The 22,949-nt window shown below is 34.7% G+C and carries 22 protein-coding genes; 13 read left to right on the forward strand and 9 right to left on the reverse strand.

Annotated features, from left to right (window positions below):
* Positions 1-28: 28 nt before the first annotated feature.
* Entirely contained in the window at positions 29-418 is a 390-nt protein-coding gene (locus B4N66_RS14950; RefSeq protein ID WP_291095840.1) for an SPOR domain-containing protein, read from the reverse strand.
* 219 nt (positions 419-637) lie between these two features.
* Between B4N66_RS14950 and B4N66_RS14955 the strand changes: the two genes are divergently transcribed.
* The 13 genes from B4N66_RS14955 to queG all read left to right on the forward strand — a co-directional run bounded on the left by B4N66_RS14955 (position 638) and on the right by queG (position 15,973).
* Entirely contained in the window at positions 638-1,972 is a 1,335-nt protein-coding gene (locus B4N66_RS14955; RefSeq protein ID WP_291095841.1) for a c-type cytochrome, read from the forward strand.
* A 32-nt stretch (positions 1,973-2,004) separates the two neighbouring features.
* Entirely contained in the window at positions 2,005-5,073 is a 3,069-nt protein-coding gene (locus tag B4N66_RS14960; RefSeq protein WP_291095842.1) for a TAT-variant-translocated molybdopterin oxidoreductase, read from the forward strand.
* Between the two features lie 36 nt (positions 5,074-5,109).
* Positions 5,110-6,513 carry an NrfD/PsrC family molybdoenzyme membrane anchor subunit gene (gene nrfD, locus B4N66_RS14965; RefSeq protein WP_291095843.1) on the forward strand — a complete coding sequence of 468 codons (1,404 nt, stop codon included), beginning with the start codon at positions 5,110-5,112 and terminating at the stop codon, positions 6,511-6,513.
* Between the two features lie 21 nt (positions 6,514-6,534).
* Positions 6,535-7,059, forward strand: coding sequence for a DUF3341 domain-containing protein (locus B4N66_RS14970; RefSeq protein ID WP_291095844.1), 525 nt, complete (start codon positions 6,535-6,537; stop codon positions 7,057-7,059).
* Positions 7,060-7,068: 9 nt separating this feature from the next.
* Positions 7,069-7,632, forward strand: a complete 564-nt coding sequence (locus tag B4N66_RS14975) for a c-type cytochrome (protein WP_291095845.1) — start codon at positions 7,069-7,071, stop codon at positions 7,630-7,632.
* A gap of 25 nt (positions 7,633-7,657) precedes the next feature.
* Positions 7,658-8,998, forward strand: coding sequence for a quinol:cytochrome C oxidoreductase (locus tag B4N66_RS14980; protein ID WP_291095846.1), 1,341 nt, complete (start codon positions 7,658-7,660; stop codon positions 8,996-8,998).
* Between the two features lie 19 nt (positions 8,999-9,017).
* Positions 9,018-10,175 carry a cytochrome c oxidase subunit II gene (locus B4N66_RS14985; protein WP_291095847.1) on the forward strand — a complete coding sequence of 386 codons (1,158 nt, stop codon included), beginning with the start codon at positions 9,018-9,020 and terminating at the stop codon, positions 10,173-10,175.
* Positions 10,176-10,208: 33 nt separating this feature from the next.
* Positions 10,209-12,011, forward strand: a complete 1,803-nt coding sequence (locus B4N66_RS14990; protein WP_291095848.1) for a cytochrome c oxidase subunit I — start codon at positions 10,209-10,211, stop codon at positions 12,009-12,011.
* A gap of 85 nt (positions 12,012-12,096) precedes the next feature.
* Entirely contained in the window at positions 12,097-12,309 is a 213-nt protein-coding gene (locus tag B4N66_RS14995; RefSeq protein WP_291095849.1) for a (4Fe-4S)-binding protein, read from the forward strand.
* 11 nt (positions 12,310-12,320) lie between these two features.
* Complete coding sequence (locus B4N66_RS15000; RefSeq protein WP_291095850.1) at positions 12,321-12,629, forward strand: GNAT family N-acetyltransferase; 309 nt, start codon at positions 12,321-12,323, stop codon at positions 12,627-12,629.
* 42 nt (positions 12,630-12,671) lie between these two features.
* The gene (gene ruvB, locus B4N66_RS15005) at positions 12,672-13,697 is read left to right on the forward strand and encodes a Holliday junction branch migration DNA helicase RuvB (protein WP_291095852.1); all 1,026 of its coding nucleotides are present in this window, start codon (positions 12,672-12,674) and stop codon (positions 13,695-13,697) included.
* Between the two features lie 21 nt (positions 13,698-13,718).
* Complete coding sequence (locus tag B4N66_RS15010; RefSeq protein WP_291095854.1) at positions 13,719-15,050, forward strand: cytochrome P450; 1,332 nt, start codon at positions 13,719-13,721, stop codon at positions 15,048-15,050.
* Complete coding sequence (gene queG, locus B4N66_RS15015) at positions 15,050-15,973, forward strand: tRNA epoxyqueuosine(34) reductase QueG (protein WP_291095856.1); 924 nt, start codon at positions 15,050-15,052, stop codon at positions 15,971-15,973. Before B4N66_RS15010 ends, queG begins: the two co-directional genes overlap by 1 nt.
* A 152-nt stretch (positions 15,974-16,125) precedes the next feature.
* On the opposite strand, the gene uraH is transcribed toward queG, so the two are convergent.
* From uraH to B4N66_RS15055, 8 genes are all read right to left on the reverse strand, one after another.
* On the reverse strand, positions 16,126-16,533 hold the full coding sequence (uraH, locus tag B4N66_RS15020; protein WP_291095858.1) for a hydroxyisourate hydrolase: 408 nt from the start codon (positions 16,531-16,533) through the stop codon (positions 16,126-16,128).
* Between the two features lie 24 nt (positions 16,534-16,557).
* Positions 16,558-17,085 (reverse strand): heme-binding protein, encoded by a 528-nt coding sequence (locus B4N66_RS15025; protein WP_291095860.1) that lies wholly within the window; start codon positions 17,083-17,085, stop codon positions 16,558-16,560.
* 64 nt (positions 17,086-17,149) lie between these two features.
* On the reverse strand, positions 17,150-17,719 hold the full coding sequence (locus tag B4N66_RS15030) for a Crp/Fnr family transcriptional regulator (RefSeq protein ID WP_291095861.1): 570 nt from the start codon (positions 17,717-17,719) through the stop codon (positions 17,150-17,152).
* A gap of 312 nt (positions 17,720-18,031) precedes the next feature.
* The gene (locus tag B4N66_RS15035; protein WP_291095863.1) at positions 18,032-18,442 is read right to left on the reverse strand and encodes a hypothetical protein; all 411 of its coding nucleotides are present in this window, start codon (positions 18,440-18,442) and stop codon (positions 18,032-18,034) included.
* 7 nt (positions 18,443-18,449) lie between these two features.
* Positions 18,450-18,842, reverse strand: a complete 393-nt coding sequence (locus B4N66_RS15040) for a GreA/GreB family elongation factor (protein ID WP_291095864.1) — start codon at positions 18,840-18,842, stop codon at positions 18,450-18,452.
* An 18-nt stretch (positions 18,843-18,860) separates the two neighbouring features.
* Positions 18,861-20,141 carry a Glu/Leu/Phe/Val family dehydrogenase gene (locus tag B4N66_RS15045; RefSeq protein ID WP_291095866.1) on the reverse strand — a complete coding sequence of 427 codons (1,281 nt, stop codon included), beginning with the start codon at positions 20,139-20,141 and terminating at the stop codon, positions 18,861-18,863.
* Between the two features lie 373 nt (positions 20,142-20,514).
* Positions 20,515-21,840 (reverse strand): sigma-54-dependent transcriptional regulator, encoded by a 1,326-nt coding sequence (locus B4N66_RS15050; protein WP_291095868.1) that lies wholly within the window; start codon positions 21,838-21,840, stop codon positions 20,515-20,517.
* Positions 21,841-21,845: 5 nt separating this feature from the next.
* Positions 21,846-22,937, reverse strand: coding sequence for a sensor histidine kinase (locus B4N66_RS15055; RefSeq protein WP_291095870.1), 1,092 nt, complete (start codon positions 22,935-22,937; stop codon positions 21,846-21,848).
* Between the last annotated feature and the right edge of the window lie 12 nt (positions 22,938-22,949).

A 22,949-nucleotide genomic window follows, 5' to 3' on the forward strand; every position in this document is an offset into this window, starting at 1 on the left:
ATTTTTTGTTTTTATAGGATTGTGAAATTTACTTACTTGGTTTAATCAAAAAAGCATTCGGATATTTTACTTTTAATTCTTTCAAATTTCTTTCAGCTTCAATTCTGGTTTTATAATTTCCAACCCAAACTTTATAAACCGGAGTATGAAATACTATCGTAGCATCAAAATCTTTATTCTCTCTTTTAAAAGAAATAAGTTCCTTTCTTGAGTTTTCATTATTTCCCGTAAATATTTGAATTTTCCAACGGTCATTCACCGTCAATGAGGCGTTTACTCTTCTTTTTTCATTTAACAATTGTTCGAATTTCGCATCTTGCTCAACAGTTGTAGTTTGTGCGAAAACTTCATTATTTGTAAATAATAAAACAAGTAAAATAAGGGAGTAAAACAGTTTTTTTCTTTCTTTTGATAACATAATGAATTGATTTTAATGCAAATGTAGTGGTTATGAAATAAAACAAAACAATAAATATTATTTAGAATAAATATAAATTACTATTTAAGGGTATTTTAAGGTTTTGAGAATAGTTCATAAGTCGTATTTTTGTCGGAGTTTAAAATAAAATGTACGTTTTATTGTGAACTATAGAAAAAATCATACCAAAAAATTAGTCGACAAATTATATTCTAATATATGAAAAAGGTGGGTAACCCTAATTCGATTTCAAGAGTTCTACTGTTTAGTTTAGCATTTATGCTAACTTTTTCTATTCAAATTTTTGCTCAAGATGCTGTCGCTCCGGCACCAGCTGCTGATGCAACCGCTGCTGCACCTGCTCCAGCCACTGCCTCAGGAGATCCGGTTGCAGGAAAAGCATTGTTCAATGCTCAATGTGCTGCGTGTCATAAATTGGATGCAAAAATGACCGGACCTGCGTTGCGTGGGGTGGGTGATAAATATGAAAAAGAATGGTTGTACAAATGGATTCGTAACAGTGCCGAATTAATAAAATCGGGAGACGAAAGAGCAAACAAAATTTTTAACGAGTATAACCAGTCGCCAATGACTGCGTTTCCTCAGTTGTCAGATGCAGATCTTGATAATATCATAGCTTATACGATGGAGCCGATTGCTGCTCCACCGACGCCAACACCTGGTCCGGAAGGAGTAGTTGCTCAGTCAGGCGGAATTTCAAACGAAGTAATTCTTGGAGCTCTTGCATTAGTTTTAGGAATGCTAGTTGTGATGCTGTTTTTAGTTAACAATGTGTTGTCTAAAATCGCAAAAGCAAACGGAATCGAAGTAGCTCAAAAAGAAAAAACTTTACCAATTTGGAAAGCATTTGCTAAAAATCAATTCTTGGTTTTAGTAACCGTTATTTTCCTTTTATTATCAAGTGCTTATTTTGTGTACGGGTGGTTTATGCAAATTGGTGTAGATCAAAACTACGAGCCAATTCAGCCAATTCATTACTCACATAGAATTCATGCCGGTGATAATGGAATTGATTGTAAATATTGTCACTCATCAGCAAGAGATAGTAAGCATGCCGGAATTCCTGCTTTAAATGTTTGTATGAACTGTCATAAAAACGTTTCAGAAGTTGCGGAAACTACTGCTACACCAGAATACAGCAAAGCATTCTATGACGGAGAAATTCAAAAATTGTACGATGCAGTAGGTTGGGATAAAGCCAATCAAAAATATACTGGAAAAACACAACCGGTTAAATGGGTTCGTATTCACAACTTGCCGGATTTAGTTTATTTCAATCACTCGCAACACGTTACTGTTGCCGGAATTGAATGTCAAACATGTCACGGTCCTGTTGAAGAATATGAGTTGCAAAAACAATTTGCTCCTTTAACCATGGGATGGTGTATCAATTGTCACAGAGAAACCGATGTGAAATTGAAAGACAATGATTACTACAAAAAAATTCACGAAGAACTTTCTAAAAAATATGGTGTAGACAAATTAACGGCTGCACAAATGGGAGGTTTAGAATGTGGAAAATGTCACTATTAATTAATTTATTAAGAAGCTAATATATATACAGTATGTCATCAAACAAAAAATACTGGAAAAGTGTTGAAGAGCTAAGCGATAACAGTTCTATTGTTGAGACGTTAAGAAACAATGAATTCGTGGAGCCAATTCCAACGGATGAGTTTTTGGGAGATAAAGACAGTTTGTCTAACTCTTCTACTTCAAGACGTGATTTCTTAAAATACGTTGGTTTTAGTACAGCTGCCGCTTCATTGGCTGCCTGCGAAGGACCAGTGATCAAATCTATTCCTTATGTAGTGCAACCGGAACAAATTATTCCCGGTATTGCAGATTATTATGCTACAACAATGTTCGACGGTTTCGATTTTGCTAATATTTTAGTAAAAACTCGCGAAGGTCGTCCAATCAAAATAGAAAACAATACGATCGAAGGTGCTAATTTTAGTGCTAACGCTCGTGTTCATGCTTCGGTTTTGTCAATGTATGACAACATGCGTTTAAAACAACCTAAGCTAAACCAAAAAGATACTTCTTGGTCAGAAGTTGATGCAAAAGTAAAAGCTAGTTTAGCTGATGCAAAAGCAACTGGTGCTCAAGTAGTTCTTTTAACCGGAACATTAGCAAGCCCTTCTACAGATAAATTAGTTGCCGAATTTATAGCCAACAATCCAACAACAAAACATGTAATTTATGATGCTGTTTCTTCTTCAGAAGCGTTAGATGCGTTTGAAGCTGTTTATGGAGAAAGAGCGTTAGCAGAATATGATTTTTCAAAAGCATCAACCATTGTTTCCGTTGGAGCAGATTTCCTAGGCGATTGGCAAGGTGGTGGTTTCGATAAAGGATATGTTCAAGGAAGAGTTCCAAAACAAGGGAAAATGTCAAAACATATTCAGTTAGAAGCGAATATGACATTGTCCGGTGCTGCAGCAGACAAAAGAATCCCAATGTCAACAGCAGAACAAAAATTAGCTTTAGTTAAAATTTTCAGTATTGTTACAGGAACTCCTGTGAATGTTGGAAAATTAGCAAACGAAGCTGAAATCACAAAAATTGCAGAACAATTAAATCAATCGGGTTCTAAAGGAGTTTTAGTTTCTGGTATCGATGATAAAAATGCACAATTATTAGTATTGGCAATCAATGCTAAATTAAGCAGCGAAGCATTTAATACAAACCAAACCAGACAAATCAGAAAAGGTTCTAACCAAGCAGTAGCTCAGTTGGTAGCCGATTTGAATGGTGGAAAAGTACACACACTTATTATGAGTGGTGTAAATCCGGTTTATACGTTAGCAGACGGTAAAACATTTGCTGATGGTTTGAAAAGAGCTAAACTTTCAGTAGCTATTTCATTAAAAGAAGACGAAACTGCTTCTTTAACAACCATCGCTGCTCCTGCACCTCATTATTTGGAGAGTTGGGGTGATGTTGAAATTATCAAAGGAACTTTTGGAGTTACTCAACCAACTATTCGTCCGTTGTTTAATTCTCGTCAATTACAAGATAATTTGTTGGTTTGGAACGGAAGCAATAAGACTTATTATGATTTCTTAAAAGAAACCTGGTCAACCGGAATTTTAACTGAAAAAACTTGGAATCAAGCTATTCATGATGGAATTTTTGTTTCAGCAACAGTTTCGGGTAATGCTGGAGGTGTAGGTGCTGATTTTTCAGCCGCAGCTTCTGCTTTAGCTCAAGCAAAATCAAGTTCATTCGAATTAAATTTATATACCAAAACCGGAATGGGAGACGGGCAACAAGCCAACAACCCATGGTTACAAGAGTTTCCGGATCCAATCACAAGAGTTTCTTGGGATAACTATTTAACTGTTTCTAAAGCAGATGCAGAAAAATTAGGAATTGAAAACGAAATTGTTGCCAATGGTGGTCTTAACGGTAGCTATGTAACGGTAACAGTTGGAAATACAAAACTTGAAAAAGTTCCTGTAATTATTCAACCGGGTCAAGCCAAAGGAACAGTTGGTTTAGCTTTTGGATACGGTAGAAAAGAGGCTTTAAAAGAAGCTATGCAAGTGGGTGTGAATGCCTATTCTTTATACAAAGGATTTAACGCAACGCAACCGGTATCAATTGCTTTAGAAAGTGGAGCACATGAATTTGCTTCAGTTCAATCACAAAAAACCTTAATGGGTCGTGGTGATATTATTAAAGAAACTACGTTAACCATTTTCAATACAGAAAAAGATGCTAAAAAATGGAATCCACCACCAATGGTTTCTATGGATCACAAACCTATCGAAGCTACAAAAGTAGATTTGTGGGATAGTTTTGACAGATCGGTTGGTCATCATTTCAACTTGTCAATCGATTTAAATTCATGTACCGGTTGTGGTGCTTGTGTAATCGCTTGTCATGCTGAAAATAACGTTCCTGTAGTAGGAAAATCAGAAGTAAGAAGAAGTAGAGATATGCACTGGTTGCGTATTGACAGATATTATTCTTCGGAAGAAACATTTGCCGGAGATATAAAGAGAAAAGAAGAATTCGACGGATTATTCGGAGAAAAAGGTTCATTAGGAGGATTTGTTGAAATGGAAAGTCCTGGTGAAAATCCACAAGTGGTATTTCAACCGGTAATGTGTCAACACTGTAATCATGCACCATGTGAAACGGTTTGTCCTGTTGCAGCAACATCACATAGCCGTCAAGGTCAAAACCACATGGCATACAACAGATGTGTGGGAACTCGTTACTGTGCAAACAACTGTCCGTATAAAGTACGTCGTTTCAACTGGTTCTTATACAACAAAAACAATGAATTCGATTTCCATATGAATGATGATTTAGGTCGTATGGTATTGAATCCGGATGTAAATGTTCGTTCAAGAGGGGTAATGGAAAAATGTTCTATGTGTATTCAAATGACACAAGCCACTATATTAAAAGCGAAAAAAGAAGGTCGTCCTGTAAATAAAGACGAATTCCAAACAGCCTGTTCAAGTGCTTGTTCTACCGGATCGATGGTATTTGGTGATGTGAATGATAAAGAAAGTGATGTAGCCAAATTAGTTGAAGATGATAGAATGTATCATTTATTGGAGCATGTTGGAACAAAACCAAATGTATTCTATCACGTAAAAGTTAGAAATACGTAGTTAAAATTTAATTAATAAGAAATACTATAAAGGATTATGTCGTCTCACTACGAAGCACCCATTAGAAAACCTTTAGTTATAGGTGATAAATCTTATCACGATGTAACAGTAGATGTCGCTGCTCCTGTTGAAGGAAGAGCAAATAAACAATGGTGGATTGTATTTTCAATCGCATTAGCCGCTTTCCTTTGGGGATTAGGCTGTATGATTTACACCATTTCTACCGGTATCGGAACATGGGGATTAAATAAAACTGTTGGATGGGCTTGGGATATCACTAACTTCGTTTGGTGGGTTGGTATCGGTCACGCCGGAACATTGATTTCTGCGGTACTGTTATTATTCCGTCAAAAATGGAGAATGGCCATTAACCGTTCTGCGGAAGCAATGACCATCTTTTCGGTAATGCAAGCAGGTTTGTTTCCAATTATTCACATGGGTCGTCCATGGTTAGGATATTGGGTATTGCCAATTCCAAACCAATTTGGTTCGTTATGGGTAAACTTTAACTCACCGTTACTTTGGGACGTATTTGCAATTTCAACGTATCTTTCTGTATCGTTAGTTTTCTGGTGGACAGGTTTACTTCCTGATTTTGCCATGTTGAGAGACAGAGCGATTACTCCTTTTACAAAAAGAATTTATTCAATTTTATCTTTCGGATGGAGTGGAAGAGCAAAAGATTGGCAACGTTTTGAAGAAGTATCTTTAGTTCTTGCCGGATTAGCAACTCCACTTGTACTTTCTGTACACACAATTGTATCCTTTGACTTTGCTACGTCGGTAATTCCGGGTTGGCATACTACCATTTTCCCGCCCTATTTCGTTGCTGGAGCGGTATTCTCAGGATTCGCAATGGTAAATACCTTGTTGATTATCATGCGTAAAGTATCTAAATTAGAAGCATACATCACCATTCAACATATCGAATTAATGAATATTGTAATTATGATTACAGGTTCTATCGTGGGTGTTGCCTATATTACTGAGCTGTTTGTTGCTTGGTATTCAGGAGTAGAATATGAACAATATGCATTCTTAAACAGAGCAACAGGACCATACTGGTGGGCATATTGGGCGATGATGACATGTAACGTTTTCTCACCTCAGTTCATGTGGTTTAAGAAATTAAGAACAAGTATCATGTTCTCGTTTATTATTTCAATTGTTGTAAATATCGGAATGTGGTTTGAACGTTTTGTAATTATCGTAACCTCATTACACAGAGATTACCTACCATCATCATGGACAATGTTCTCTCCAACGTTTGTAGATATCGGAATTTTTATCGGAACAATCGGGTTCTTCTTTGTATTGTTCTTATTATATGCCAGATCATTCCCAGTGATTGCTCAAGCAGAGGTAAAAACTATCTTGAAATCATCAGGAGATAATTACAAGCGTAAGAGAGAAGAAGAAGGACATCACCATAATCATTAAGATAATTAGTAGTAAGAAATTATGAGTACTAAAGTTATACAGGCACTATATAATGATGATGACATCCTAATGGATGCCGTGAAAGAGACTCGCAAAGCTCATCATCATATTGAAGAGGTTTATACTCCTTTTCCAGTTCACGGATTGGATAAAGCCATGGGGTTAGCACCAACACGACTTGCAATTGCATCGTTTATGTATGGATGTGTAGGACTTTCATTTGCTACTTGGATGATGAATTATATTATGATTCAAGATTGGCCACAAGATATCGGTGGAAAACCAAGTTTTAGTTACATTGAAAATATGCCGGCATTCGTGCCAATTATGTTTGAGCTTACGGTTTTCTTTGCGGCTCACTTAATGGTAATTACTTTTTATATGAGAAGTAAATTATGGCCTTTCAAACAAGCAGAAAACCCTGATGTTAGAACAACAGATGACCACTTTTTAATGGAAGTTGCTGTTCATAATAACGAACAAGAACTGTCTGATTTCTTAAAGAAAACAGGAGCAGTTGAAATTAAAGTTGTAGAAAAGCATTAAGATAGAAATATGAAAAGCTTATTTAAAATAGCCCTATTGTTTGGATTAGCCGTTTCGGTGACCTCTTGTTTTAATAGCAAAAGTCCAAATTATCAATTTTTTCCAAATATGTACGAGTCAGTTGGGTATGAAACCTATGCTGAATCAGAAGCATTTAATGGCGAAAATCAACTAAAAGGTCAAACTGCTCAAGAACCTGCCGTAGGAAGTATCAAAAGAGGTTTTGAAATTTATGAATATGAAAATTCAACAGCCGGATACGAATTAGCTAAGGCAAATTTAATTTCTCCAATTGACTCAATTTCTGAAAAAGAAGTTGCTAAGGGAAAAGAACTTTACGGAATTTATTGTGCCATTTGCCACGGTGATTCAGGAAATGGAAAAGGAAAATTAGTGGAAAGAGAGAAGTTTCTTGGAGTTCCAAGTTATGCCGATAGACCAGTTACTGAGGGAAGTGTTTTTCACGTGATTACCTACGGTTTAAATTCAATGGGTTCTCATGCTAACCAATTATCGCAACACGAACGTTGGTTAGTGACTGATTATGTTCTTCAGTTAAAAAGTAAATTATAATTATTGACAACTAGATTGTATAGATATGTATACCTTTTCAAGTAAATTAAAAGTTTTTTCCTTTGTTCTAATAATCGTTGGATTGTTGGGAATTGGATATAGTTTTATTTCTGCTCCAAAAACCACAGCCGATGTAGAAAAAATTCTTAAAGCTGAAGAAGACGCTCATCACGGTGCTCACGACGCTCATGCTCATGATGCACACGGACATGATGCTAATAGTGCAGAAGCACACGCAGAACATGAAGAACATTTAAACCATGTTTTACATCAGTTACAAAATAAGCCTTGGGCTGCTTTGTATGTTGCTGCCATCTTTTTTATGTTAATTTCACTTGGTGTGTTGGCTTTCTATGCAATTCAAAATGTGGCTCAAGCAGGATGGTCTCCGGTATTGTTTAGAGTTATGCAAGGAATCACGGCCTATCTACCATGGGGATCTGCTATCTTTTTTATATTATTAGTTCTTTCAGCTTTCCATTTTAACCATTTATTTGTATGGATGGATCCTGAATTAGTTAATCCGGAAAGTCCAAAATTTGATAAACTTTTATATAATAAAAAAGGATATTTAAATGAATGGTTTTGGTTAATCAGAGCAGCTATATTTATCATCGGATGGAATTTATACCGTTATTTCTCCAGAAAAAATTGTTTAGCTCAAGATGAAGCTTCTGATAACGCATTCTACAAAAAGAATTTCAACATTTCAGCCGGGTTTTTAGTATTCTTTATCGTTACAGAATCAATCATGTCTTGGGACTGGATTATGTCTGTTGATCCTCACTGGTTTTCTACGTTATTCGGATGGTATGTATTTGCTTCTTTCTTCGTAAGTGGAATTACTGTGATTGCAATGGTAACATTATACTTAAAATCAAGAGGTTATTTAGAACATGTAAATACTAGCCACATTCACGATTTAGCTAAGTTTATGTTTGGTATTAGTGTGTTTTGGACGTATTTATGGTTCTCTCAATTCATGTTAATTTGGTATTCAAATATACCGGAAGAAGTTACTTATTTCGTAACAAGAATTGAACAATATAATTTACCTTTCTTCGGAATGGTTGCAATGAACTTTATTTTCCCATTCTTAATCTTAATTAATACAGATTTCAAACGTATTACTTGGGTTTTAGTGATGGCTGGAGTAGTAATTTTATTAGGACATTATGTTGATTTCTTCAACATGATTATGCCGGCTACTGTTGGTGACAGATGGTTTATAGGGATCGGAGAGATTGGTTCATTGCTTTTCTTCCTTGGATTATTTATTTTAATAGTGTTTACAGCTTTAACAAAAGCACCATTATTACCAAAAAGAAATCCATTTATCGAAGAGAGTAAACATTTTCATTATTAATATTTAAAGATTTAGACAGATGACAAGTTTGTTAGTACTAGTTGTTTTAGTTTTAGTATCAGTAGCCATTTGGCAATTGACCAAAATATTTGATTTAACGCAAGTAGGAGGTGATGCTGATAATTCTCAAGTGGCTAATGACAATGATAATAATGTAAATGGTTACTTAATGTTTGCCTTTTTGGTTTTCATTTATATTACAACAATTGTTTGTGTAGTTAAGTATGGACATTTTCCATTAATGAGTAATTCTGCTTCAGAACACGGAGTAGAAGTAGATCGTTTGATGTGGATTTCAATGATTCTTATTTTCTTTGTTCAAACAATTACGCAAGCATTATTGCATTACTTCGCATTCAAATACAGAGGGAAAAAAGGAAATACCGCACTGTATTTTGCCGATAACAATAAATTAGAAATGATATGGAGTATCATTCCTGCGATTACATTAGCCGGTTTAATTCTTTACGGATTATATGCTTGGACAAACATTATGTTTGTTGACGAAGAAACTGAAAACCCAATGGTTGTAGAAATTTATGCAAAGCAATTCGGGTGGGAAGTTCGTTATGCCGGAGAAGATAATGTCTTAGGTAAAGCAAATGTTCGTTACATTGAAGGAATCAATACATTAGGTGTTGATTTAGCCGATCCGAATGCTCAAGATGACATTACAGCATCAGAATTACATTTACCAAAAGGAGTAAAGGTAGTTTTCAAAATTCGTTCTCAAGACGTTTTGCACTCAGCATACATGCCTCACTTTAGAGCTCAGATGAACTGTGTTCCCGGTATGGTTACGCAATTTGCTTTTACGCCAACTATCACTACAGCAGAGATGAGAAATTCACCTGAAATGATAGAAAAAGTTGCCACAATCAACAAAATTAGAGCTGAGAAAAGCAAAGAATTAGCTGCAAAAGGAGAAGCTATTTTAGATCCATACACATTTGATTACCTTTTATTGTGTAATAAAATTTGTGGAAAATCGCATTATAATATGCAAATGAAAATTGTTGTTGAAAGTAAAGAAGATTTCAAAAAATGGTTAAGCGAAAAAACAACGTTGGTTCAAGCTATCAAAGCTCAGGAACAACCTGCTGAAGAAATTAGTATAGAAGAAGATTCTACCAAAGTAGTTGTTGATTCCACTTTAGTAGTTCAAGTAGTAAAATAAAAATAGCTAAATTAAAAATTATAATTTAAGAGTATGTCAGCACACGATCACGCAAACGAACACGATCACGGACACGAACACGAACATCACCACAAAGATACTTTTATCACAAAGTACATCTTTAGTATTGATCATAAAATGATTGCCAAACAATACCTAATCACTGGTTTGATTATGGGTATTATTGGTGTGGCAATGTCTTTGTTGTTCAGAATGCAATTGGCATGGCCGGAAGAATCTTTTAAAATTTTTAATGTATTACTTGGAGACGAATATGCCCCGGACGGAGTAATGCGTAACGATATTTATTTAGCCTTAGTCACAATTCACGGAACCATTATGGTTTTCTTTGTATTAACGGCTGGGTTAAGCGGAACCTTTAGTAATTTATTGATTCCTCTGCAAATTGGAGCTCGTGATATGGCATCCGGTTTCTTGAATATGATTTCCTATTGGTTATTCTTTTTATCAAGTGTTGTAATGATTTGTTCTTTATTCGTCGAGTCTGGACCAGCTTCAGCAGGATGGACAATTTACCCGCCGTTAAGTGCACTTCCACAAGCAATTCCCGGTTCAGGAACCGGTATGACGTTGTGGTTGGTTTCGATGGCAATTTTCATCGCTTCTTCATTAATGGGGTCTTTAAATTATGTAGTTACAGTAATCAACCTTAGAACTAAAGGAATGTCTATGACAAGATTGCCTTTAACTATTTGGGCATTCTTTGTAACAGCTATTATTGGTATCGTATCTTTCCCAGTTCTTTTATCAGCAGCGTTATTGTTGATTTTTGATAGAAGTTTTGGAACCTCGTTCTTTCTTTCGGATATTTTCATAGCAGGTGAAGTTTTACATTATCAAGGTGGTTCTCCGGTATTATTTGAACACTTATTTTGGTTCTTAGGACACCCGGAAGTTTACATCGTTTTATTACCCGCATTAGGAATTACATCAGAAATTATAGCAACCAATTCACGTAAGCCTATCTTTGGTTACCGTGCGATGATTGCTTCAATTATAGCTATTGCATTTTTATCAACAATCGTTTGGGGCCACCACATGTTTATCTCAGGAATGAATCCATTCTTAGGTTCTGTGTTTACCTTTACAACTTTGTTGATTGCAATTCCTTCAGCAGTAAAAGCGTTCAACTATATCACAACATTATGGAAAGGTAACCTTCAGTTAAATCCTGCCATGTTATTCTCTATCGGATTGGTTTCTACATTCATCACGGGAGGTTTAACAGGTATTATTTTAGGAGACAGTACACTTGATATTAATGTTCACGATACGTATTTCGTTGTAGCTCACTTCCACTTAGTAATGGGTATTTCTGCTCTTTACGGAATGTTCGCCGGAATTTACCATTGGTTCCCAAGAATGTTCGGAAGAATGTTAAATAAAAACTTAGGTTATGTTCACTTCTGGGTAACTGCTGTTTGTGCGTACGGAGTATTCTTCCCAATGCACTTTATCGGAATGGCTGGTTTACCTAGACGTTATTACACCAATACTGCATTCCCATTATTTGATGATTTGCAAAACGTAAATGTTATCATTACAATGTTTGCTTTAGTAGGTGGTGCTTTCCAATTAGTATTCATTTGGAATTTCTTCCACAGTATGTTCTACGGTAAAAAATCTGAAATAAATCCGTGGAGATCAAACACATTAGAATGGACTGCTCCAGTTGAACACATTCACGGAAACTGGCCTGGTGCTCTTCCTGAAGTTCACAGATGGCCTTATGATTACAGTAAGCCAGGACATGTGGAAGATTTTGTACCTCAAACAGTTCCAATGGGACCGGATGAAGAAAAATTACATCACTAATTATTATTAATTCATATTTAAAAAAGTCCTTTCATTTTTTTGAAAGGGCTTTTTTATTTATCTTTATTCTGATAAATTTTTAGTTATGGATTCATCAAAAGAATATACTAACGGCGAAGTTACAATCGTTTGGAAACCCGATTTATGCACTCATTCCGCCAATTGTGTAAAAGGTTTACCAACCGTTTTTCAACCCAAAGAAAAACCATGGATAAAAGAAAAAGGTGCTTCAACGGAAGAAATTATTAATCAGATTATCAAATGTCCTTCGGGAGCACTCACTTTTTTATTTAAATAAAGAAAAATAATATGGCAGATAGATATGAAGCAGTTGATTTACTGAAAAATGAAGAAAAGAAATGTTTTGAACTTCACGTCGAAGGTCACATCGCTTTTATTGAATATATCCTGACAAATCAAAATGTTATGTACCTAACGCATACAGAAGTTCCTGTTGCATTGGAAGGAAAAGGTGTTGGAAGTAGCATCGTTGTCAAAGCATTAAATTATATCAAAGCAAACAATTTCACTCTAGCTCCACTTTGCCCTTTTGTCGCAGCTTACCTTAAAAGATATCCGGAATGGAAAGAAATTTTAGCTCCTGGATACCACGTTTAACTATTTCTTTTTATAAATAGACTTTGTCTTATCTTTGCTTTTATGAATGAATATTTAGACCCAACCAACAAAGGTTTTAATCCGGAAGAACTCGATCTTGAAAAAAAGTTGAGACCGCTTTCATTTGATGATTTTGCCGGGCAAGACCAAGTTTTAGAAAATTTAAAAGTTTTTGTAGAAGCCGCCAATCAAAGGGAAGAAGCTCTCGATCACACCCTTTTTCACGGTCCTCCCGGATTAGGAAAAACAACATTAGCGAATATTTTGGCAAATGAATTAGGGGTTGGAATCAAAATTACTTCGGGACCAGTGTTGGATAAACCTGGAGATTTAGCAGGTTTACTTACGAATTTAGAGGACAGAGACGTTCTCTTTATTGACGAAATTCACCGTCTTAGTCCAATTGTAGAAGAATATTTGTATTCTGCAATGGAGGATTTTAAAATTGATATTATGATTGAATCCGGACCAAATGCAAGAACGGTTCAGATTAATCTCAATCCATTTACCTTGGTAGGAGCAACCACGCGTTCAGGCTTACTTACCGCACCAATGCGAGCTCGTTTCGGAATTCAAAGTCGATTGCAATATTATAATACGGAATTGTTAACTACTATCGTTCAGCGTAGTTCTTCCATTTTGAAAGTTCCAATTTCTATGGAAGCAGCTATCGAAATTGCCGGAAGAAGTCGAGGAACTCCTCGTATAGCAAATGCATTATTACGTAGAGTTCGTGATTTCGCTCAAATAAAAGGCAACGGTAAAATCGACATCGAAATTGCAAGATACGCTCTAAAAGCTCTAAATGTTGATGCTCACGGTTTAGATGAAATGGACAATAAAATCCTAAACACCATCATCGATAAATTCAAAGGTGGTCCGGTTGGTCTATCAACATTAGCAACTGCTGTTTCTGAAAGTGGTGAAACCATCGAAGAAGTCTATGAACCTTTTTTAATTCAAGAAGGTTTTATTATGCGAACACCTAGAGGAAGAGAAGTAACGGAGAAAGCATACAAACATCTGGGGAAAGTTAGAACCAATATCCAAGGTGGCTTGTTCGAATAACGAAAAGCAATATAAAGCACTATGAGTTTACCGAGTTCAATTCCTGAAGTTTCCTTTTTTAAATTCCTTAATCATGCGAATAATATTTTAAAAAATCCGTTGCCTTTTCATGCCAAAAATTTTAAAAATCTAGGTGATATTTTTCGTCTAAATATTGGTTTCGGAAAATCTGTTTTATTTTGCAGAGACGCAGGGTTATTGCAACACACACTTCAAAAAAACCAAAAAAATTACACTAAATCGTATATTCAAACAAAAGATTTAGCAAAATATGTTGGAAAAGGTTTATTGACAGCAGAAGGCGAACATTGGCAAAAACAACGCAAATTAATTCAACCCGCTTTCCACAAAAGTCAGCTTGTTTTATTGTTAGATACTATCCAACATACGATTTTAGAAGAATTAAAAAATATCAAAACCGGAAAACCAATGGATGTTTTCCCGGTTTTCAACGATTTGGCCTTTCAAACTGTTGTAAAATCCATATTTAATATTGCGATTTCTGATGCTGATATTGCTTCGTTGCAACATACCACCGAAGCAACGCAACAAATGTTAGTGCAAGAACTGAGACAACCTTTTTTGGTTTGGTGGTTTAATTTATCAGGAAAGACAAAAAAGCATTTAGATTTAACTCAAAATTCCAGAACCATTCTGAGACGGTTAGTTGAAGAACGAAAGCTAAGTAACACAAAGCATGATGATTTGTTGGATATGCTTTTAAGTGCAAAATATGAAGATGGAACAAGCATGGAAGAAAATCAACTGGTAGATGAAATTTTAATTTTATTTGCAGCCGGTCATGAAACCACTTCCAATGCATTAACTTTTACAACGGAACTACTAGCTAGAAACCCTGAAGCTCAAGCCAAAATTTTAGAAGAAATACGTCATATTAAAAGTGAGTCGGATGATATCATGCATTGGATAAAAAATGCTGCTTATACAAAGTTAGTTATCGAAGAGTCCATGCGATTGTATCCGCCAGCCTATTTTATTGACCGAGTAAATATTGAAGAAGAAAACTTTAATGGAATGATTCTACCAAAAGGTTCCAATTTATTATTTTCTGTGTATGAAATTCATCGCCATCCCGATTTTTGGAAAGATCCGGAAGCATTTATTCCCGAACGTTTTTTAGAGGAAAACATTAAATTTTCTAAAAATTATTTCCCTTTTGGGGCTGGACCACGAATGTGTATTGGGAATAATTTTGCGATGTATGAAATGATATTGGCGATAATAGCTTTGGTAGAACAGTTTGAAATTATTGAAAAGAAAGACCCCATTCAAATAAAACCATTAATCACGTTAAAACCGCACAACGCCATTTTAGAGTTTAAAAAAAGGTAATGAACACGAATGAGATATACTCCAACTTCATCAAGCAAGAGGCCAAACGCCTCGGTTTTTTGTCTTGCGGAATTTCCAAAGCCGGTTTTCTTGAAGAAGAAGCTCCTAGACTTGAAAAATGGCTGAACAACAACATGAACGGTCAAATGAGTTATATGGAAAACCATTTTGATAAAAGATTGAACCCATCGTTATTAGTTGATGGAGCCAAAAGTGTCATTTCATTATTGCTGAATTATTATCCATCCGAATTTCAAAACGAAGAAAGTTATAAAATCTCAAAATATGCCTACGGACAAGATTATCATTTTGTCATAAAAGAAAAACTCAAAGAACTTTTACATTTCATCCAAACCGAAATTGGTGAAGTTTCCGGACGAGCCTTTGTTGATTCAGCTCCGGTGTTAGACAAAGTTTGGGCAGCCAAAAGCGGTTTAGGTTGGATGGGGAAAAACACCAATCTCATTACCCAAAAAGTGGGTTCTTTCTATTTTATTGCTGAACTAATTGTAGATTTAGAATTAGAATATGATGCTCCAACTACTGACCATTGTGGTTCGTGTACAGCCTGCATTGATGCTTGTCCAACCGAAGCCATTGTGGCTCCGTACGTGGTAGATGGTAGTAAATGCATTTCCTATTTTACCATCGAATTAAAAGAAAACATTCCCGCAGAAATGAAAGGCAAATTGGATGATTGGGTTTTTGGTTGCGATGTGTGCCAAGATGTTTGCCCATGGAACCGTTTTTCAAAACCGCATAGCGAACCGCTTTTTCAAGCCAATCCCGAATTACTTTCTTTCACCAAAAAAGAGTGGGAAGAAATTACAGAAGATGTTTTTAAAGAAGTGTTTAAAAATTCAGCGGTGAAAAGGACTAAGTTGGAAGGGGTGAAGAGGAATGTCGCGTTTTTAAGAGATTAATTCTCATTTTAAGTTTGCAAAGCTTTGAATTGCTTTGTCTTTCTTAAAAAAATAATCCTCACAAATGAAAATGTACAATACATCTTAAATTACTTAGGATGATATTTAAAATAAAAATATCATCTCAAGTAATTTTTTTGAATTTGAAAAGTTTAATTCCCTCTGTAAGTGGAATAACCAAATGCCGAAAGAGTAATAGGAACATGATAATGACTATTGTCTTTTATCTCAAAAACAACTTCAATGAATGGATAAAAGCTTTCGGTTTTATTTTCTTTGAAATAATCACTAGTAAAATAGGTCAGTTTGTAAATTCCATTATTGTCTTTTTCAGTACTAAGAAAGTCAGTAATTCTTCCATTTTTGTCTGTTTTCTTCTCTTCTATAAAAGTCCATACTTTTGTTTTTTCATTCATTTTCTCTAGTTTAATGGACACATTCGGAGCAGGCATGCCTTTAGAGATGTCTAAAATATGACTTGATAATTGATGTCTACTTGTCTGAGCATAAGACGTCACCGAAATTAAAATAAATAGAAACGTTAGGATTAAATTTTTCATAGTTTATGTTTTTTAAAGTTAAAATTAATTTGAAGATAGAATACCAAATTCCGGAATCGAAGCCGATTTTGCAATAGCATCATCATTTTCAGGACTGCCTCCGCCGGCAACACCAATACTTCCGATGACTATTCCGTTATGCCATAATGGAACGCCACCGCTTAACAACAATAACTCCGGAAGTGTATTTAAATTTTTAGTATCATTATTGCGTTCTGCATTTCTTAATAGCATTAAGGTCGATGTTTTAGTAGATAAGGCGGTATAAGCTTTTCGTCTGGCTGCTTCCGTATTATGTGGACCAACACCATCGCCTTTTGTGAGCAAAACAATAGTTCCTGAATGATCCAAGATAGCAATAGAAACATTTTTTGAGAGGCATTGGGCTTCTTGATTAGCACGTTTCATCAATTCAAAAGCAGCATCTTGCGTCAATAAATCAACAGTTTTGATATACTTATTTTCCTGAGTTGGTTTTAACTGCTCCGGTACTTTGTTTTGACTAAAACCGAATGAAGTTATAAAAACAAACAAATAGATTGAATATTTCATAGTATATTTTTTCTGCAAAGTTACTATACAGAAAAAGCATAACTGTTGTCCTAAGTCAACGTTTTTAAAGCTTTGATTTAATTCTACTTAATGTTGAAGGGGAAATTCCTAAATAGGAGGCGGCCATTTTATTTGAAACTCTTACTAGTAATTGCGGTTGATTTTTTATGACCCACTGTACTTTTTCTTTGGCATCAAAACCTTGAAATCCGTAGATTCTTTTTTGTGCCACGATGAAGCCCAGTTCAAGTATTTCGGTATAAATTTTTGCAAATTGAGGAAATTCATTTACTAATTTATAAAAATCAGTTCTTGTAATCGAAAGTAATTCAGATTTTTCAATGGTTTGTAAAAATTCCTCAGTAGGATGCTGATCAATAAAACTAGGCAATGCTGTAACAAAATTACCTTCGTAGGCAAAGTACCTCGAAATTTCTTGTCCTGCATTAGTTGTTGTAAAAAGCCTTATACAACCCTTGTTGATAAAATAGTAGTTTTTTGCAATGTCGTTATAACTGATTAAAATTTCATTTCGCTTAGTTTTCAAAGGTTTAAAATGCAAACAAATGAATTCAAGCGATTCTGTATCAAATTCCGCTTTTTTGTTTAAAAATAGTTTTAAGGTGGAATACATTATTAAATTTATCAAAATAAGAACTAATACTACTAGATGAAGTTAAGTTCAAAAAGTTTTTCAGATTTAAACTGATGTAAATATAGCTAATAAAGCTTCCTAAATTTTAAAATCAAATTTAAATTTTGGTATGAATAGGAATCAAATATTTGGCCATCGAATTATGGTAAAACAAAAGCTTAAAAAAAAACACCGGCAAAAACCGGTGTTGAAAAAGCAATTGTAACAAACGAAAACGTTCTACGCATAACAGATGAAAAGCAAGAAAGTATTCCAATTGCATTTTTGTTGAAAAAAATAAGAAACTAAAAACTATTTTTCCGTTTTGTTATGATTGTTTATCTTTAAAAAAATAGTCTTTTTGAGCTTTCTGTATTGGGATAAAAAGGATTCAATGTGTATTTTGAAATCCACAAAATCATTGAAGTAGAACGTTTCGCATTGAATATCATCGCATTCATTCATCCCTTCTAATTTGATTGAAAAATTGTTTAAACGTGACAAAAAAACCGCATTTTCCAATTGTTTCACGTTGAGTTTTAGCATTAACTTATCAGAAATTAATTCCTGATTAGTTTTGTTTTCAGGAGTTTCAAGGAAGCTTTTCAAAAAAATAATTTCTTCCTCAATTCCTTCCAATTCTTCTCGCCAAAGTTTGATGTCACGATCAAGAAATTGATGTTGAATGGTATCTTGACTATAAAATTTCTTCAATAAATTCATATGCCAATTATAAAGGTTGTTCTACTTTTGTTATTCTAATGGTGTTTAATCCCGACGGAAACTCCCATTCCACTTCATCGTTTTCAGCATAGCCAAAAAGGGCAAGTCCCATTGGAGCCATGACAGATAATTTATTCTGAGATAAATCACTCTTTGCTGGGACAACTAATTGCAATTTCTTTTCGCCGCCAAAATCGGTTTTTATCGTTACCACAGAATTGAGTCGAATCACGTCCAAAGGCATCTTAGCGGAATCTAAAACCTTTGCGTTTTTGATTTCTTCCATCAATTTTTCAAATGATAATCGGTATGTTTTATCTTTTTCATTATGAATAGTTGAAAAAAGCGTTTTTAAAACTTCCAGTTCTTTTTTGTCAACTACTACTTTTTCGTACTTCATGATTTTTTTGATTATTATTTATGGGAAAATCCCTCTTTGAATGTAGGCTGTTTCAATTCTTTTGATGGCTAAAATATAGGCTGCTGTTCGATGGTCAATTTGATCTTCGTGAACTAAATTTTCTACTTTTTTGAAAACTTCGGTCAATTTCTTTTCAATTTTAACCATTACCTCATCAAGTGGCCAAAGTTCGCCGTTTCTGTTCTGGAGCCATTCAAAATAACTTCCAATTACTCCACCGGAATTACATAGAATATCCGGAATAATTGTTACACCATTTGCCAATAAAATTCGTTCACCTTCATTATTTGTTGGTCCATTCGCTCCTTCGGCAATTACTTTCGACTTGATTTTACCTGCATTTTTTTCAGTAATCTGATTACCTAAAGCTGCCGGAATAATGAAATCACATTCCAATCCGAAAAAGTCTTCAGGTTCCATTTCTGTTGCTCCTTCGAAACCTTTTACTGAACCCTTTCTTGGTTTGCTGTGTTCGTGTAGATTTGCCACAGAAATTCCATTTTCATTAATTAAAGTGGCGTGAGCATCTTGTACTGCGATTAAAATTGCACCATCATCAGTTAAGAATTTCGAAGCCCAATAACCTACATTTCCAAAGCCTTGAACGATGAATTTCTTGCCTTTCAAAGTTTCTTTTCGTCCTTCAAAAAGTAATCGCAACGTGATATAAACACCAAATCCGGTTGCTCTATCACGTCCTTCTAATCCGCCTGAACCTACTGGTTTTCCGGTAACTACATGTTTATTATTTGATCGTTCCGAAGGCGATTTTGTCGACATAAATGTATCGGCAATCCAAGCCATTGTTTGTTCATTCGTGTTAACATCCGGTGCAGGAATATCATATTCCGGGCCGATATTTTCACCTAAAGCAAACGTAAATCGGCGAGTAATTCGCTCTAATTCACCTAAAGAATAATTTCTCGGGTCAATTTGAATTCCTCCTTTTGCTCCACCATAAGGCAATCCGGCCAACGACGTTTTCCAAGTCATCCACATGGCTAACGCTTTGGCATCATCAACATCCACAGTAGGGTGATAACGCAATCCTCCTTTGTATGGTCCCAATGCGTTGTTATGTTGCACACGGTATCCGGTGAAAATTTCAATAGAACCATCATCCATTTTTACAGGGAAATGAATAATGATTTCATTGTTTGTAATTGATAAAATTTTTCGAATATTTGGATTTAAATTCATTGAATCGGCTGTTTTATCAAACTGCTCGATTACGTTGTCCAACATTGTTTTCTGTTTTTGCTCTTTTAAAATTTCCATTTTCTGTTTGTTTTTAACTATATTCTTCACATTCTATTTTCTTGGTTTGCATCCAAACACAATTGCTGTTGTTCAAACAATTGCTGCAGATGCCAAACACCATTATATTGTTTTCAAAATGAGATGAAACTTTGATAGTGTTCTCAAAGTTCATTTCTGCCCATAGCGTATCTTCCCCTTTTTGAAACGAGGGGTTATTTAAAATCTCCATAGTAATTTTAATCTGGTTTCGACCTAAGCTAAGCAAGGTGCGTGCCAAAGGAAATTTTTGGCAAACAATATGCTTGTAATCAATCTGTTATGAAAAGAGTGTAAAGTAGAGATGAATTTTTCACTGCGGAGTAAAGTCTCGACCGGTTCATTTCTCCCCGATTTAGAGAAGTTTTTGACGTAGTGTTTTGCGGTCAATTTGAAGAATTTCTGCTGCTTTTGTTTTGTTGTTGTTTACAGCCGATAATACTTTTAAGATGTGTGCTTTTTCAATCTCGTGAAGTGGTTTTAATGGCGAACTTTCAGATGGTTGTTTGTATTTTAATTGTTTGGGAATTAAGTCAACATCAATTTCGTGATCACACATCACAATTAATCGTTGCATAATATTTTCTAATTCCCGAACGTTTCCCGGCCAATCGTGACGGGTTAAAATGTCTATTGCTTTTGGAGTAATGCTAATATTCGATTTTCCATACTCTTTTTCATATTTTTTAATAAATGTATTTATTAACGGTAATACATCCGATTTTCGATTTCGTAAAGGTGTCGATTCAATACTCACAACATTCAATCGATAATATAGATCTTCTCTGAAAGTTCCGGATTTAATCATATTTTGTAAGTTGCTATTGGTAGCAGAAATAATTCTAATTTCAATTTTTTCTGGTGTTTGAGAACCAACCATTGTGATTTCTTTTTCTTGCAAAACCCTCAATAATCGACTTTGAACTGTTAAAGAGGCATTTCCAATTTCATCCAAAAAAATTGTTCCGCCTGCGGCCGCATGAAACAAACCTTTTTTCGTTTCATTTGCACCGGTAAAAGCTCCTTTTACATAACCAAATAATTCCGATTCAAGTAAAGTTTCCGGTATTCCACCGCAGTTTACAGTTATAAATGGTTGTGATGCAAAACGGCCATTGTAGTGAATTGCTCTCGCAATAAGTTCTTTTCCGGTTCCGCTTTCTCCTTCAATTAAAACAGTTACACGATTGTCTTTCACACGTTCAATAACATCAATTAATTTAAAATGTTCTTCAGAATCACCTACAATTCCGGCATAAAATGTTTCTTTTAAAACTTTTTTATCGATAGTATGATTCGAATTTTGAGTAGAATTCTTCAAACAATTTTGAATGGCTTTTTTTAATTCTTCACTTGTAAATGGTTTGATTAAATAATCTAAAGCTCCTGATTTTACTGCATTTATCGCCGTATCTACAGATGGAAAACCAGTAATAACTAACTTTGGAATGGAAGGAAAATGTTCCGATGTATATTTGATTAATTCTATCCCATTAATTTCAGGCATTTGCAAATCGGTAATCAGCAAATCAATTGAAGTTGATTTTAAAACCTCAATCGCCTCATTAACCGAAGATGCTTTGTAGGCATGAAAATTAAATGATTTCAAATTGCGTTGAAGTAGTTCCAACATATCATAATTATCATCTACAATCAGAATATTTTCTTTTTTAAGTTTCATAATAATTATTTTAAAGGTAATTTAATTCTGAAAATTGTTCCTTTCGGTTTATTGTCCAATGCTTCAATAATTCCCTGATGACTTTTGATGATGCCATGCACTACACTTAATCCCAGTCCGGTTCCTTCGCCAAGTGGTTTTGTGGTGAAAAACGGTTCAAAGATTTTATGTTTAATTTCATCTTCAATGCCTTTTCCGTTGTCTTTAATTTCTATAACGAAATGACTTTCGGTTGAAAAAACATTCACGTGAATTTCACTTTTTGGAGGCGAGACATAAATGGCGTTCAAAAGTATATTAAACAAAACTTGAGTAAGTTGAATGTTGTCAATTTGTGCTTTAATGTCATCATCCGCAAAACTAACTTTATAATTGATGTCTCCTTTTTTAAAATTCGGACCAAGCAATGTTAAGGCCTGAATAATAATTGGTTTGACAGCAAAAACACTTTTATTTTGAGGCATTTCGCAGGAGAAAAACATAAGATTTTTAACTATTTCACGTGAATAAATGGCAGCATTTATAATTTTTGAAATATCGCGATCAATTTGAGGATTGTTGTTTTGTTGCTTAATCAATTCGGCAAAACCTAAAATATTTCCAAGGGGCGTATTCAATTCATGAGCAATTCCAGCAGTAATTTCTCCTAAAATTGATAATCGATCCACTCTTTCTGCACTTCTTTTTAAATGAGCTTCTTTAATTTGGTTTTCCTTTTTTTCTAAGAAGAAACTAACTTCATAACATACTTTTTTTAATAATTTTTTTTCATCTTCCAAAAAATCATTTTCAGTAAAATTATCTGCAGGGTAATGAACTTTTATTCCACCAACAACACTATTTTCAATTAGTAAATTATCAAATACAAAAATTGTATTTTCTAACTTTTCATTAGTCGAAAAATACAAATCTTTAAAAAAAATTTCAACAATTGCTTGTTCGTGGAAACGCCAAGCTTCCTTAAGTCTCGATGCAATCGCAACAAATACTTCTTCATTAGTCAACTCAAACTGATTAAGAATATTAGTCACTTCATAAAGACAACTAAGTTCTTTAATTCGTTCGGTTAATTTTTCTTCTGTAGAAAATTGGTCCATCGTTACATCATT

Origin of the sequence: Flavobacterium sp. UBA2787 (assembly GCA_002352205.1) — a bacterium.
Lineage (GTDB): Bacteria > Bacteroidota > Bacteroidia > Flavobacteriales > Flavobacteriaceae > Flavobacterium.

Excerpts from the sequence above, each read along its gene's own strand:
- B4N66_RS14950 (WP_291095840.1), bottom strand. The coding sequence starts at position 418 with ATGTTATCAAAAGAAAGAAAAAAACTGTTTTACTCCCTTATTTTACTT.
- B4N66_RS14955 (WP_291095841.1), top strand. The coding sequence starts at position 638 with ATGAAAAAGGTGGGTAACCCTAATTCGATTTCAAGAGTTCTACTGTTT.
- B4N66_RS14960 (WP_291095842.1), top strand. The coding sequence starts at position 2,005 with ATGTCATCAAACAAAAAATACTGGAAAAGTGTTGAAGAGCTAAGCGAT.
- nrfD (WP_291095843.1), top strand. The coding sequence starts at position 5,110 with ATGTCGTCTCACTACGAAGCACCCATTAGAAAACCTTTAGTTATAGGT.
- B4N66_RS14970 (WP_291095844.1), top strand. The coding sequence starts at position 6,535 with ATGAGTACTAAAGTTATACAGGCACTATATAATGATGATGACATCCTA.
- B4N66_RS14975 (WP_291095845.1), top strand. The coding sequence starts at position 7,069 with ATGAAAAGCTTATTTAAAATAGCCCTATTGTTTGGATTAGCCGTTTCG.
- B4N66_RS14980 (WP_291095846.1), top strand. The coding sequence starts at position 7,658 with ATGTATACCTTTTCAAGTAAATTAAAAGTTTTTTCCTTTGTTCTAATA.
- B4N66_RS14985 (WP_291095847.1), top strand. The coding sequence starts at position 9,018 with ATGACAAGTTTGTTAGTACTAGTTGTTTTAGTTTTAGTATCAGTAGCC.
- B4N66_RS14990 (WP_291095848.1), top strand. The coding sequence starts at position 10,209 with ATGTCAGCACACGATCACGCAAACGAACACGATCACGGACACGAACAC.
- B4N66_RS14995 (WP_291095849.1), top strand. The coding sequence starts at position 12,097 with ATGGATTCATCAAAAGAATATACTAACGGCGAAGTTACAATCGTTTGG.
- B4N66_RS15000 (WP_291095850.1), top strand. The coding sequence starts at position 12,321 with ATGGCAGATAGATATGAAGCAGTTGATTTACTGAAAAATGAAGAAAAG.
- ruvB (WP_291095852.1), top strand. The coding sequence starts at position 12,672 with ATGAATGAATATTTAGACCCAACCAACAAAGGTTTTAATCCGGAAGAA.
- B4N66_RS15010 (WP_291095854.1), top strand. The coding sequence starts at position 13,719 with ATGAGTTTACCGAGTTCAATTCCTGAAGTTTCCTTTTTTAAATTCCTT.
- queG (WP_291095856.1), top strand. The coding sequence starts at position 15,050 with ATGAACACGAATGAGATATACTCCAACTTCATCAAGCAAGAGGCCAAA.
- uraH (WP_291095858.1), bottom strand. The coding sequence starts at position 16,533 with ATGAAAAATTTAATCCTAACGTTTCTATTTATTTTAATTTCGGTGACG.
- B4N66_RS15025 (WP_291095860.1), bottom strand. The coding sequence starts at position 17,085 with ATGAAATATTCAATCTATTTGTTTGTTTTTATAACTTCATTCGGTTTT.
- B4N66_RS15030 (WP_291095861.1), bottom strand. The coding sequence starts at position 17,719 with ATGTATTCCACCTTAAAACTATTTTTAAACAAAAAAGCGGAATTTGAT.
- B4N66_RS15035 (WP_291095863.1), bottom strand. The coding sequence starts at position 18,442 with ATGAATTTATTGAAGAAATTTTATAGTCAAGATACCATTCAACATCAA.
- B4N66_RS15040 (WP_291095864.1), bottom strand. The coding sequence starts at position 18,842 with ATGAAGTACGAAAAAGTAGTAGTTGACAAAAAAGAACTGGAAGTTTTA.
- B4N66_RS15045 (WP_291095866.1), bottom strand. The coding sequence starts at position 20,141 with ATGGAAATTTTAAAAGAGCAAAAACAGAAAACAATGTTGGACAACGTA.
- B4N66_RS15050 (WP_291095868.1), bottom strand. The coding sequence starts at position 21,840 with ATGAAACTTAAAAAAGAAAATATTCTGATTGTAGATGATAATTATGAT.
- B4N66_RS15055 (WP_291095870.1), bottom strand. The coding sequence starts at position 22,937 with ATGGACCAATTTTCTACAGAAGAAAAATTAACCGAACGAATTAAAGAA.